The organism is Pseudomonas sp. VD-NE ins (genome assembly GCF_031882575.1).
Lineage (GTDB): Bacteria > Pseudomonadota > Gammaproteobacteria > Pseudomonadales > Pseudomonadaceae > Aquipseudomonas > Aquipseudomonas fluorescens_BZ.
On sequence record NZ_CP134772.1, the window covers coordinates 3,370,721 to 3,383,796 of the forward strand.

Annotated in this window: 10 protein-coding genes; 9 read left to right on the forward strand and 1 reads right to left on the reverse strand. The window is 60.0% G+C overall.

Going from position 1 to position 13,076, the window contains the following annotated elements; translation table 11 throughout:
* Genes RMV17_RS14895 through RMV17_RS14905 form a run of 3 tightly spaced genes read left to right on the forward strand, consistent with a single transcriptional unit; the run spans position 1 to position 4,664 of the window.
* A complete protein-coding gene (locus RMV17_RS14895; protein ID WP_311880796.1) occupies positions 1-2,397 on the forward strand; it encodes an acyl-CoA reductase in 2,397 nt (798 codons plus the stop codon).
* A gap of 42 nt (positions 2,398-2,439) precedes the next feature.
* Entirely contained in the window at positions 2,440-3,741 is a 1,302-nt protein-coding gene (locus RMV17_RS14900) for an AMP-binding protein (RefSeq protein ID WP_311880798.1), read from the forward strand.
* The gene (locus RMV17_RS14905; protein ID WP_311880800.1) at positions 3,729-4,664 is read left to right on the forward strand and encodes a GNAT family N-acetyltransferase; all 936 of its coding nucleotides are present in this window, start codon (positions 3,729-3,731) and stop codon (positions 4,662-4,664) included. Before RMV17_RS14900 ends, RMV17_RS14905 begins: the two co-directional genes overlap by 13 nt.
* 63 nt (positions 4,665-4,727) lie before the next feature.
* Here the strand turns inward: RMV17_RS14905 and RMV17_RS14910 are convergent, their stop codons facing one another.
* Positions 4,728-5,255: a hypothetical protein gene (locus RMV17_RS14910; RefSeq protein WP_034155986.1), complete on the reverse strand. Its 528-nt coding sequence runs from the start codon at positions 5,253-5,255 to the stop codon at positions 4,728-4,730.
* A 382-nt stretch (positions 5,256-5,637) separates the two neighbouring features.
* On the opposite strand from RMV17_RS14910, the gene RMV17_RS14915 reads away from it, so the two are divergent.
* The 6 genes from RMV17_RS14915 to glgA all read left to right on the forward strand — a co-directional run bounded on the left by RMV17_RS14915 (position 5,638) and on the right by glgA (position 13,060).
* Positions 5,638-7,629: a methyl-accepting chemotaxis protein gene (locus RMV17_RS14915; RefSeq protein ID WP_034155985.1), complete on the forward strand. Its 1,992-nt coding sequence runs from the start codon at positions 5,638-5,640 to the stop codon at positions 7,627-7,629.
* 313 nt (positions 7,630-7,942) lie between these two features.
* Positions 7,943-8,389: a DUF411 domain-containing protein gene (locus RMV17_RS14920; RefSeq protein ID WP_034155984.1), complete on the forward strand. Its 447-nt coding sequence runs from the start codon at positions 7,943-7,945 to the stop codon at positions 8,387-8,389.
* Positions 8,389-8,823 (forward strand): YqaA family protein, encoded by a 435-nt coding sequence (locus RMV17_RS14925; RefSeq protein WP_311887051.1) that lies wholly within the window; start codon positions 8,389-8,391, stop codon positions 8,821-8,823. Before RMV17_RS14920 ends, RMV17_RS14925 begins: the two co-directional genes overlap by 1 nt.
* Positions 8,824-8,910: 87 nt before the next feature.
* Positions 8,911-9,960 carry an alpha/beta hydrolase gene (locus RMV17_RS14930; RefSeq protein ID WP_311880804.1) on the forward strand — a complete coding sequence of 350 codons (1,050 nt, stop codon included), beginning with the start codon at positions 8,911-8,913 and terminating at the stop codon, positions 9,958-9,960.
* A 13-nt stretch (positions 9,961-9,973) separates the two neighbouring features.
* Positions 9,974-10,927 carry a D-2-hydroxyacid dehydrogenase family protein gene (locus tag RMV17_RS14935; protein ID WP_311880806.1) on the forward strand — a complete coding sequence of 318 codons (954 nt, stop codon included), beginning with the start codon at positions 9,974-9,976 and terminating at the stop codon, positions 10,925-10,927.
* Between the two features lie 546 nt (positions 10,928-11,473).
* Complete coding sequence (gene glgA, locus RMV17_RS14940) at positions 11,474-13,060, forward strand: glycogen synthase GlgA (protein WP_311880808.1); 1,587 nt, start codon at positions 11,474-11,476, stop codon at positions 13,058-13,060.
* The last annotated feature ends 16 nt before the right edge of the window (positions 13,061-13,076 follow it).

A 13,076-nucleotide genomic window follows, 5' to 3' on the forward strand; every position in this document is an offset into this window, starting at 1 on the left:
ATGTACCTGATCAACGGGGAACTGCACGAGGACCTCGACCTCGACAACGCACTGCTGCAGCTACAGCAGACCTTGCCGCTAAACCTGAGTACACCGCTGGACAGCGCCACCGTACTGACTGCCGCCGCACACTTTGCGCAGCAACTGCACAGCGCCGAGTTGCCCCTGGATGCCGAGCAGCGCCAGGCGTTGATTGACTTCTGTCAGCCTTACGCCCTGCAAACCAGAATTGAACGCGAGCTGGGCGAGCAAGCCGATTGCCTGCGACGCATCGATTATCGGCAATCACGTTTTGAGCGCTGGAGCCCCTTGGGTCTGGTGATCCATGTCACACCGGCCAATGCGCCGCTGCTGGCGTGCTGCGCCATGCTCGAAAGCCTGCTCGCCGGTAACATCAACTGGCTGCGCCCCAGCCGCAGTGATCAAGGCCTGACGGCGCGTCTGATGCATGCGTTGGTGCAATCCGATCCCAGTGGCCAACTGCGTCATTACGTGGCGGTGCTGCCGGTGGCGACGGCGCAGATCGGCCGCTTGTGCAAAATGGCCAATGGCGTATCGGCGTGGGGTGGCGAAGCGGCCCTGCAAGCCATCCGCCAACAGTTGCCGCCCGGGTGTCGCTGGATCGACTGGGGGCACCGCATCAGTTTTGCCTACCTGACACCGGACGCGGCATCGCCACAGGCACTGGACGCGATAGTCGATGAGGTCTGCCGGCTGGATCAACAGGCCTGCTCCAGCCCGCAATGGTTATTGGTCGACAGCGATGACCCCTGCGTTCTGGAAAGCATCGGCGGCACGTTGGCCAGGTCGTTCGAGCGTCGTGCCGGGCAATGGCCGGCGCTGGTCCCGACGATCCAGGAAGCCAGCGAAATCACCACCCACAGTCTGATGACGCGCCTGAGCAGGAGCTTTTCCGGGGTGACGGGACAGGTCTGGAGCGCGGCGGGCTGGCGAGTGATCTGGAGCCATGATCCGTTGCTCGCGCCCTCGCCACTGTTTCGCACCCTGCTGCTCAAACCGCTGCCGCACGCGCGCCTGGCGCAAACCCTGTTGCCTTGGCGCAACGTATTGCAAAGCTGTGCCCTGGCGTGTGGCGAAGCGCAGATCGGTGAACTGTCGCGCACGCTGATTGCGGCGGGCGTCAGCCGGATTGCACCGGTCAACGCGATTCATGATGGCTACGATGGCGAACCCCATGATGGCGTTTACGCGCTGCAACGTCTGAGCCGACGCGTGTCGGTCAGCGTCGCGCCGACGCAGTTGCCCACCCACATGAGCCTCGCCCCGCCACCTCGCGCGCCGAAACTGGCGGGCCTGCCGATCACCGACAAAGCGGCGTTTATCGCGCGGCCGACGACAGCGGCAGCGCAGCTATTCTTCCGCTCCGGCGGCAGCAGTGGCACACCGGCCCTGGCGGGATTCAGTTACCGTGATTTCCAACGGCAAATGCAGGCAACAGCCGACGGCATGTTCGCCGCAGGTCTCGACCCGCGCCGCGACAAAGTGATGAACCTGTTCTTCAGTGGCGGTTTGTACGGCGGCTTTTTCAGTTTTGCCAAAGTGCTGGAAATGCTGGGCGCAACGCACCTGCCCATGGGCGCGCCGGCCGACGATGATTACAGCGATATTGCGCAAGTGATCATCGAACAGCGCGTGACCGTCCTGATCGGTATGCCCAGCACCTTGCATCGATTGTTCCTCAATGAACAGCCGCGCCTGAGCCGCTATGGCGCGATTGAAAAAGTCTTCCTTGGCGGTGAACACATCAGTGAACAGTGCCGCGAACTACTGCATCGCTGCGGCGTCGCCAGCATTCGCTCGGCGGTGTACGGCAGCGTCGATGCGGGGCCATTCGGGCATGCCTGCGCCGTGACCGCTGATGGCGTGTTTCATCTGATGGACACCATCCAGCATCTGGAAATCGTTGCACTGGAGAAGGACGTGCCTGTCGCCGAGGATGAAATCGGCCGTTTACTGTTCACTTCCAAGGCACGCGAAGGCCAGCAGGTACAGCGTTATGACGTTGGCGACACCGGTCGATGGTTGCCTGGGCAGTGCGCATGCGGCCTGAGTTCGCCACGTTTCGAGCTGCGGCAACGGCACGGCAGACTCCTGCGCATCGGCACCGATTTCATTTGTCTTGATGAGCTCGGTCGACACCTGCAGGCGCCATTCCAGTTGCACCTCGATCACGCATCTGACGGCCTGGAACGCTTGCTGATTCGCAGCCCCGGCGCTCCCGCCGACATCCTCGGCCGACTGCAAAGCTATCCGACGCTGGCCACGCTGGTGCGTACCGGACTTGTCACTGTGCACGCGCAACACTGCGCACCACAGCAATTCGACAGAAACAAACACAGCGGAAAGACACCGCCAGTGATTGACGCGCGCCGCTAGAGGCAAAAATCGCCCACCGCCAGATCAATTAATGAGAACACCATGAACGCAGCACTTGAACTAAACAAGTTACTGGCCTTTGCCCGCGAACATTCAACGTATTACGCCAACCATTGGCAAAACATTACCGCGCAGATAACCGCACTGGAGGAACTTCCGGTGATCGACCCACAACAATACTGGGCAGCCAGCGAGAACTTCGAACAATGGCCGGTGCTGACCTCTACAGTCGAACGCGCACTGGTGTTCAAGACCGGTGGAACCACCAGCAGCGGTAAACTTTCGGTATTTACCCGCGAAGAATGGCAGACACTTGTGCGCGACTTCGGTGCGCATCTTGGTAGCCAGCTCAATCCAGGAGACCGGGTTGCCAACCTGTTTTTTGTCGGCGATCTGTATGCCAGCTTCATCTTTATCCACGATGCACTGGCACACGAAACAGCGGGGATCACCGAATACCCGTTTACCGGCAACGTCGAGCCAGCGGTACTGGCTGACGCCATTCGCCAGCACAGGATCAATGTGCTGGCCGGCGTACCCGCACAATTGCTGACGTTCGCTGACGCGCTGGAGCGCCAGGCGCAGACCCTGACCGAGGTCGAAACGATACTTTACGGCGGAGAAAGTCTGTTTGCCGGGCAATTGCAGCGGTTGCGCGGCGTGTTCCCCAACGCACGAATCGCTTCCATCGGCTACGCCAGTGTCGACGCCGGGTTCATCGGCGCCACTCACCGCGATTGCGCCTTGGGCGAACATCGCATGCTCGCAAGCCATAGCGTGCTGGAAATCGTCGACGAACACACCGGAGAAGTGATCGTGGACTGCGACCGTACCGGGCGACTGCTGATCACCAACCTGACCCGCCGGCTGATGCCGTTGATCCGCTACCCCGTAGGCGACCTTGCCTGCTGGAAAGAACCGGCCACAGCGCCGATGCGCAAGTTCGCCCTGATGGGCCGCAGCGCGAGCAGTCAGCGCGTACGGGTGAGCACTCTGACCCTGCTGATCGAAGACATCGCCCGGATCGTCCAGCGCACCACCGCCAGCGATGACTGGCAACTGGTCATCAGCCAATCGGCCAACGTCGATGTGTTGCGTCTGCAGTGGGTGGCCGCAGCGCTGATGCCTGAAACCGCTGATGCCAACACAACATTGCACAGTGAACTGATCGAGCAATACCCGCTGATCACGCAACTCTGCGCTGATCGGTTGATCGAGTTGCAGATCGCCCGATGCACTGGCGATGAACTCGCTCGCCATCCGCGCTCCGGCAAGCGCCAGCGAGTCGTCGACCTTCGTGTCTACACGCCTCCCCGCCCGGAGCAATGCCCATGGACAACGTAACGCTGCGCAGTTACCGGCGCTCCGACGCTGCAGCCATCAGCCGTCTGTTCCGGGAAATCTATGGCGATCACTACGTACAGCCGCACGTGTATTTGCCTTTGATGATCAACCAGAACCACTGCGATGGGACCTGGCACTCATTGGTCGCGGAATCAGGACAGAAAATCCTCGGCCACGCCACGTTGTGCAGAAACGCCGGATCGCACACGGCGGAACTGGCGTTGAGCGTGGTGCATCCATCGACGCGCGGGCAGAACATCGCCACGCAGTTGGGCACTCGACTGTTGATCCATGCGCAAGCGCTGGGTTGCCACGGCGTGACCATCAAACAGGTGACGCAGCACGCCTACACGCAACGCATGGCGCACAGACTCGGGTTTTGCAGCAGCGGCTTGTTGCTCGACTATGTCCCCTCGCCATTTGGCGAAACACTGCCGGAGTCGATCGTCATCGGCTACACCCCCATCGACGGCTACCGCCGCCCGCTGCCAGCCTTGTTATGGCCGCAAAGCTGTCGCGAGTTCATGGAGCATTTGTGCGAGGTGTACGGGACACAGGAAAAGGAAGCGCCTTGGGTGGGACCGCCGCTGCATGTCGAGCAATGTGCCGGGCGTTATGACGTGATGCTGAAAAAAATCGACAGCGGTTTGCTTAAACAACTGCGCAGACTGCCCCAACACTGGATGATCTCGATCAGGCTAAGGCTGGCAACGGGTTTCGCCAGTGCGGTGGTCAGCCTGTCGGCGTTGGGCTTTATCTTCACCGGGATTGCCCCGAATGATCGCGGCGCGGGATGGCTGGCACTGTTTCATCGGGGCTATCGCTCGCGCTCACTGGAACTGCATTGCCCACACATCCAGCGCTTGCATGATCAGGCGCAACTGCCCTTTGCAGTGCACGCAGAGGCATCGCCGCTGCCTTGATGACCCACAGCGCGCGAACCGCTGTAGCCCGCTCAAGCGTTGAGCGGGCTACAGCAATCGGTCTCACGCCTTGGCTTTGACGCCCTCGTCGACCGGTTTCGGCGCGTTGCCGTCACCGTAGGTCTTGAGGTTCTGCAAGACATAGATCGCTTTCTTGAACTCGGGAATCAGGCTCTTGCCGTAGGCGTTGCCATTGAGGCCATTGTTCTGAATGGCATCGAGTTGGGTCGCGAAATACTCCAGGGCGTTGAATTTGGCATCAATATCCTTGGTCACGCCAAAGCGGTCGAACTTGTCACCGGCGTTCTTCAACGTAAACGAGGTGATCTCGGAAATCAGCCCACGGCTGCGCAGCATCTCGCTCAGATTGCCCAATTGTTTTACCGAAACATTCGCAGGATCAAAGCCCTTGATGGCCTTGCGCATGCCCTGCTTGTCCATCTCGGCGGTATTCAGCGCGGTGGGGTTGGTACCGACCATGGTGAGCATCTGCTGCACCTTGAGGCTCTGTGACACTTGTTTCTTTGCGCCGGTGTCGCGTACCAGAACGCCCGCCTTGGCCTGCCAGCCGCCGACAATACCGATCGTCATGAAGAGACTCCCTGTAAAATGACCATGAAAATGTCCGTGTGAACGGCATTAATGGCCGCGAGTATCAGCGGGCTAACTGATGGCACCAACCCCTTTCTGCACTTTTTTACAATTCTTGTACATTCTCGATACAAAAGCAGAACCTCCCGAGAAGCCTGGCCCAGAGCTGTCATGGTACTGAAATGAAAATGACCCTTTTCATTCAATCCCCAGGCTTAACTCGGCCCATGTATCGAAGCTGATACCAACCGGTCATCGGTACTCAGGTTATTTAGGACGTATGTACCTAAAGCTTCCCGATGCAACGACGATACCCTGTGGACACCCGCACTGTTTTGCCCCTGCCCCCCTAATAAGAAACGCAGCTCAAGGACCGGTCTCCATGCCCGCATTCCGCACTATTCAGGCTCGCTACACGCTGTTTCTGGTTCTGTTCATCCTGCTGCTGTCGGTGTTGACCGTGGTCGGCATCAGCCAACTGGTCGCCCCCAAACTGCGGCATACCGAAGAACAGGTAGTCCTCAACCGCATCGCCGAAGTGGCCGAGCAGATTCAGGGCGAGTTGAACAAAGTGCAGGCGCAACAGCGCAGCATCACCCAGACCATCCCGCTGCTCGACAGCGCCGCCATCGACACGGTGCTGCCTGGCCTGGTTGATCAGTACGGCGAGTTGAAGGTGTTCGGCGGCGGGATCTGGCCGCTGCCGGGGCAACGTGAAGCCGGGCGCAACAAATTCAGTACGTTCTGGCACCGCGACGCGTCGGGCAAACTGGCCGTGAACACGTTCTGGAACAGCGACGCAGCCCCCAACTATTACGACCAGAGCTGGTACAAGGGCGGCATGGCCACACCGCGCGGCCAATGCGCGTGGGCGGCAGCGTATAAAGATGATGCCAGTGCCGAGCCGCGCACCAACTGCGCCATGGCCATCCAGAAAAACGGCAGCGCCTGGGGCGTGTCGACCATCGACGTGACCCTCGGTTTCTTCAACGATCTGGTGGCGCGCAAGGAAAAAGACCTCAACGCCGAGATGCTGATCATCGAAGCCGACGGCAAGATCATCAGTAACAGTTCGCGCATCAGTGGCCCGATCGTGCTGAAAAACATCAGCGAACTGGCCGGCACGTCGACCTTCGCCAGCCAGATAAAAGCCGGGTTGCAGAACCGCGATCAGGCGCAGCGCATCGAGTTCGACAACAACGGTGAAGCCAGCACCTTCTTCATGCGCCCGATTGAAGGCACGCCGTGGTTCCTCGCCAGCGCCCTGCCGACGAAAATGCTCACCGCCCAGCGTGATGACGTCCTCAGCACCTTGAGCCTGTTGCAGATTCCGCTGGTGATCCTGCTGGTGCTGTTGCAGGTCTACGCGATTCGCCAATTGGTACAGCGTATGAAAGCGTTGAAAGCCAACATCGACTTGCTGTCCAGCGGCGATGCCGACCTGACCCGCCGCATCACCATTCGCGCCGAAGATGAACTTGGCGCCATCGGCCACTCGGTGAACACCTTTATTGCCTATCTGCAGAACATGATCGGCGAAGTCACCCAAGCCACCGGCGCCATGGCCTCCAGCCTCGACAACCTGCAACGCACCTCGGCACACACCAGCCAGATCCTGCTGCGTCACGCCTCGGAAACCGATCAGACCGTTACCGCCATCACCGAGATGAGTTCCACGGCAGAAAGTGTCGCGCAGAATGCCGCCGAAACCGCTGCGTTCACCCAGCGCGCCAACGAAAACGCCGACCGTTCCCGCGTGGTGGTGGGCGAAGCGACCAACAGCGTGGTGGCGCTGATCGATGAAGTGGCCAGTGCCACGCACAAAGTCGAAAACATGCAGCAGGACGCCCAGCGCATCACCGAAATTCTCGGCGTGATCGGCGCGATTGCCGGGCAGACCAACCTGTTGGCGCTCAACGCGGCCATCGAAGCGGCACGCGCCGGTGAACAGGGGCGCGGTTTTGCCGTGGTTGCCGATGAAGTCCGCGCCCTCGCCGCGCGTACCCAGGCCAGCACGTCGGAAATCAACGAGATGTTGGCCCGCCTGACCCAAGGCGTGAGCTCGTCGGTCAGTGCCATGGAAAACACCCAGGCCAGTTGCCAGTCTGCCGCTGACGCCACCGCGCGGGTCAACTCCGGTCTGGATGAAATGGCCGGTTCGGTCAGCCACATCAACAGCCTCAGCACCCAGATCGCCACCGCCGCCGAACAGCAAAGCGCCGTGACCGAAGAGATCAACCGCAGCATGGTGCAAATCCGCCACATGGTCGATGAACTGGTGCAGAGCGGTAAAGCCAGCGAGCTCAACACCCACCAGTTACTGGAGGCCAACAGCCGGGTGAGCGCGATCATGGGGCGTTTCAAAGTCCGCTGATCCGTTCAGGCATTTCTGCCTGTCACATAACCCTGTGGGAGCTGGCTTGCCAGCGATGGGGCCCGGTCAGACACAACCTCATTGACTGACCTGCCGCCATCGCGGGCAAGCCCGCTCCCACAGGAGTCGACGGGGTCCAAACAATTGTTACCTGACGACCTTGTCATCTCACGCTCAGCAACCTGTCAGCCTTGATCTACGATCATCCTGGCAGCCTGCCTTGCAACAACTGGAAACATTGCGTTGATGCCGAGCAGGAAAAACCGGTCAAAATGCGTTTTTTCCTGATCGTCAGCCAAGCCGAGAATCCGTTATGCGAACCCACTTGCGTCTGGTCGCCCTGAGCGCCCTGTTCATCTCTTCCCTGGCCCAGGCCGCCGACCTGATCCCGATCGAAGTGCACCGCGACGCCAATTGCGGTTGCTGCAAAAAATGGATCAGCCACCTCGAAGCCAACGGTTTCAAAGTCGAAGATCACGTCGAAAGCGACATGAGCAGCTTCAAGCAACAACATGGCGTGCCGCCGCGTCTGGCGTCGTGCCACACCGCGATCATCAACGGCAAATTCGTCGAAGGCCATGTACCCGCAGAGCAAGTGCTGGCCCTGAGCAAGCGCGACGACCTGCTCGGCGTCGCCGCACCGGGTATGCCGATGGGTTCGCCGGGCATGGAAATGGACGGCATGAGCGATGCTTATCAGATCATCGGCCTGAAAAAGGACGGCGCTGATGTGGTCGTGGCGGACTACCCGGCCCATTGATCGGCGCCGCTTACTTCGGGCTGTTCTTTGCCGCATTCGGTGCAGCCACCCTGCTGCCATTACAGTCCGAGGCATTGCTGGTCGGTTTGATCGTCAGCGAACGCTACTGGTTGTGGGGCCTGCTTGCGGTGGCGACGCTGGGCAATGTACTCGGCTCGCTGGTCAACTGGTGGCTGGGCCGTGGCCTCGAGCGGTTTCAGGATCGGCGCTGGTTTCCGGTCAGCCCCGCTCATATGGTCAAGGCGCGCAAACACTATGAGCGCTACGGGTATTGGTCATTGCTGCTGAGCTGGTTGCCGATCATTGGCGACCCACTGACACTGATTGCCGGCGTCATGCGCGAACCGCCCGGGCGCTTCCTGCTGATTGTCACCCTGGCCAAAGGTTTACGTTACGGCGTGCTGGCAATGCTGACCCTGGGCTGGCTGGGTTGAACGATCAGGCGCGGGCATTGCCTGTGTTTAACGTCGGCATAATCCAGTCGTTCCAGCATCGGCCGATTTCAAACGGAGTTTGACCTTATGTCTGTCATGTTTTCCCGTTGGCTCCCCGGCCTGTTTCTGTGCGCCGCCCTGCCCCTGTCGGTGCAAGCTGCGGCGCCAGGTGAAGCCGCGCCGGAAGGTCCGGCGTATGGCCCGGAACTGCAAGGCTTCGAATACCCTTACACGCTTAAACACTTTGCGTTTCAGTCTCAGGGCAAATCCCTGCAGATGGGTTACATGGACGTCGCCGCCCACGGCAAAGCCAATGGCCGCACCGTGGTGCTGATGCACGGCAAGAATTTTTGCGCAGCCACCTGGGACAGTTCGATCAAGGCCTTGAGCGAGTCCGGTTACCGGGTGATCGCGCCGGATCAGATCGGTTTCTGTACCTCAAGCAAACCCGACAACTATCAATACAGCTTCCAGCAACTGGCAACCAATACCCAGCAGTTGCTCAAAGCGCTGGGCATTCAAAAAGCCACCCTGCTCGGTCATTCCACCGGCGGCATGCTCGCCACCCGTTATGCCTTGCTGTTCCCCGAGCAGGTCGAGCAACTGGCGCTGGTCAACCCGATCGGTCTGGAGGACTGGAAAGCCCTCGGCGTGCCGTATCGCACCGTGGATCAGTGGTATCAGCGTGAGCTGAAAGTCAGCGCTCAAGGCATTCGCGATTACGAACGCACTACTTACTACGACGGCCGCTGGAAACCGGAATTCGACCGCTGGGTCGACATGCTCGCCGGGCTGAGCAAAGGCCCGGGCAAGCCCCAGGTCGCCTGGAACTCGGCGCTGATCTACGACATGATTTTCACCCAGCCGGTGTACTACGAGTTCAAGGACTTGAAGATGCCGACCCTACTGCTGATCGGCACCTCCGACACCACCGCCATCGGCAAAGACCTCGCGCCACCTGAGGTGAAAGCGAAAATCGGCCACTATGATGTGCTCGGCAAACAAGTAGCCAAGCTGATCCCGCAGTCGACGCTGGTGGAATTTCCCGGCATGGGCCACGCGCCGCAAATGGAAGAACCGGCGCAGTTCCACAAAGCTCTGCTCGACTGGCTGAATACATCCAATCCCGTTCGTTGATGAGGTAAGGCTGATGGCGGTGCAGATTGCAGTGATCGATGACTGGCAGGACGTGGCCCGCGACGTGGTCGACTGGTCAGTCCTCGATAGCCTCGGTGAAGTGACGTTTGAACACGATTACCCGGCCGACAACGCGACACTGGCCGAACGTCTGGGCCGCTATCAGGTGATTTGCGTGATGCGCGAGCGCACACGTTTCGATGAAGACTTGCTCAAGCGTCTGCCTGATCTCAAGTTGCTGGTCACCGGCGGCATGCGTAACGCAGCGCTGGATATGCAAGCGGCCGCAAAGCTGGGGATCAAGGTCTGCGGCACCGACAGCTACAAGCATGCCGCGCCGGAATTGACCTGGGCGCTGATCATGGCGGCTACACGCAATCTGGTGAATGAGGCAAATTCCCTTCGCGCCGGTAATTGGCAGCGAGGGCTGGGCGGCGACCTGCACGGCAAGACCCTCGGCATTCTCGGCCTGGGTAGCATTGGCCAGCGCGTCGCCCAGTTCGGTCAGGTTTTCGGCATGCGGGTGATTGCCTGGAGCGAAAACCTCACGGCCGAACGGGCTGAACAGGTTGGCGTTACGTATGTGAGCAAACAGGCATTGTTCGAGCAGGCCGATGTGTTGTCGGTGCATCTGGTGCTCAGCGAGCGCAGTCGCGGGCTGGTCGATGCGCAAGCACTGGGCTGGATGAAACCGACGGCCCTGCTGGTCAACACCGCGCGCGGGCCGATTGTCGATGAAGCGGCGCTGATCAAGGCGTTGCAGAAACAGCACATCGCCGGGGCGGCGCTGGACGTGTTCGAACAGGAGCCGCTGCCGGCCATGCACCCGTTTCGCACACTGGACAATGTCTTGGCGACGCCGCATGTCGGGTATGTCAGCAGGCAGAATTATGAGCAGTTCTTTTCGCAGATGATCGAGGATATTCAGGCTTGGGCGGCTGGGGAACCGGTTCGCTTGCTGAATTGAGACCTTCATGAATTCGGTGGTGTAGCGACCATTGCTTTGGCGAGCAAGCTCGCGAAGGGGCACTCACTGTCTCCTCATCAACAAACTGCCCGCACCACAACAGTGCGCCAGCGCAGCCCGCTAGCACAAAATCGTGACCGACCAGTCACCGTTTTGGCCCTCCCTCACAGAAAAACCTGCACTTCGTCGGTGCGTTTACCCCTCAAAAGCACGGTTGGCGCTAACTGCCAACCGATTGTCGAACAATTTACCCATTTGCTCTGGCCCGCTCTAGGATCTGGCCTAGACTGACTTTCGCGGGGTAAAACCGACCGGTCACATTGCCGAAAAAAAGTCGAAACTTTTGCGCGCAGCGGCAGGTCATCTGAAAGGCGGGGCCTTAGCGACTGGTGCAATCCTTGCAACGCCCCGTTCACCCATTCTGCTTGCGCGTGTTGGGTAGCGTTTGCTCACCGATGCGTGGCGCGTTTGCGCCCGGCCACAGGACTTGGCCATGGACATCGCTTGTTCAAGACAAGAATCAGATCAACGAGACGGGAGATTCATATGATCAGTGCGGCATTGGAAATTCAGGGAGAGCGTGCTCAGCAGGCGGTTGGAGAATCGAGCACCGTCAGTGTTCCTGGCAGCCGACAGATCAACGTCCCCGGCACCAAAACGCTGACTCCGGTAGCGAGTCAGAACCCCAACAAGAAAAAAGTATTGTTTGTCACCTCGGAAATCGCCGATCTGGTCAAGACCGGTGGCCTGGGTGACGTGTCCGCCGCCCTGCCCCGGGCCATGGCCCATCTGCACGACGTGCGCGTGCTGATCCCCGGTTACCCGCAGGTGATGCACAGCGAAAACCCGATCCACATCATTGGCGAACTCGGCGGCCATGCCGCGCTGCCACCGTGCAAGATCGGCCGCATGGACATGCCCGACGGGCTGGTGATCTACGTGCTGATCTGCCCCGAACTCTACGAGCGCGAAGGCTCGCCTTACGGCGCCAACAACGGCCGCGACTGGCCGGACAACCACATTCGTTTCGCACGTCTGGGCCTGGCCGCTGCCGATATCGCCGCCAACCTCGCACAAATTCACTGGTGCCCGGATCTGGTGCACGCCCATGACTGGCCGGCCGGTCTCGCCCCTGCCTATATGCACTGGCGCGGGCAGCGCACACCGACCCTGTTCACCATTCACAACCTCGCCTATCAAGGCGTGACCAGCCTCGGCTCCTGCCCTGAGCTGGGCATTCCCAACCATGCCCTGCAACAGGAAGGCATGGAGTTCTACGGCAAGATGTCGTTTCTCAAGGCCGGCATGGCCTATTCGAGCCATATCACCACGGTCAGCGCCACTTACGCGCAGGAAATCACCACCCCGGATTTCGGCTGCGGCCTCGACGGCTTTCTCGCCGCCAAGACCCAGCAAGGCTTGCTCAGCGGCATTCCCAACGGCATCGATGAGAGCTGGGACGCTGCCACCGATCCGCACCTGTTTGCGCCGTTTGCCATTGGTGACTGGGAAGGCAAAGCGGTCAACGCCGCGCACGTGCGTGAGCTATTCGAATTGAATGACTCAGAAGGCCCGCTGTTCGCCGTCGTGTCGCGACTGGTCTATCAGAAAGGTCTGGACCTGACGATCGCGGTATCCGAGTACATCGTGCAGAACGGTGGCCAGATCGCAATCATCGGTCGCGGCGAACCGGAAGAAGAACAAGCCATGCGCGAACTGGCGCTGCGCTTTCCCGGGCAGATCGGCGTGCGCATCGGCTTCAACGAAACCGACGCCCGACGCATGTTCGCCGGCAGCGATTTCCTGCTGATGCCGTCGCGCTATGAGCCTTGCGGCTTGAGCCAGATGTACGCCCAGCGTTTCGGCTCGCTGCCGGTCGCACGCAATACCGGCGGTCTGGCCGACACCATTGAAAACGGTGTCACCGGTTTCCTCTTCGACGAATCCACCGCTGAAAGCTATCAAGAAGCCCTCAGCCGCGCGTTCAAGGTGTTCGCCTTCCCCGAATTGCTCAACGCCATGCGTTGCCGGGCAATGGCTGCGCCGTTCAACTGGTGCAAAGCGGTTGAACCGTACGCCGAACTCTACGAACGACTGGTCGCCAAGGCGCTGGGTAAAGCTCACCACAAATAACCAGGGAGGTTCACCA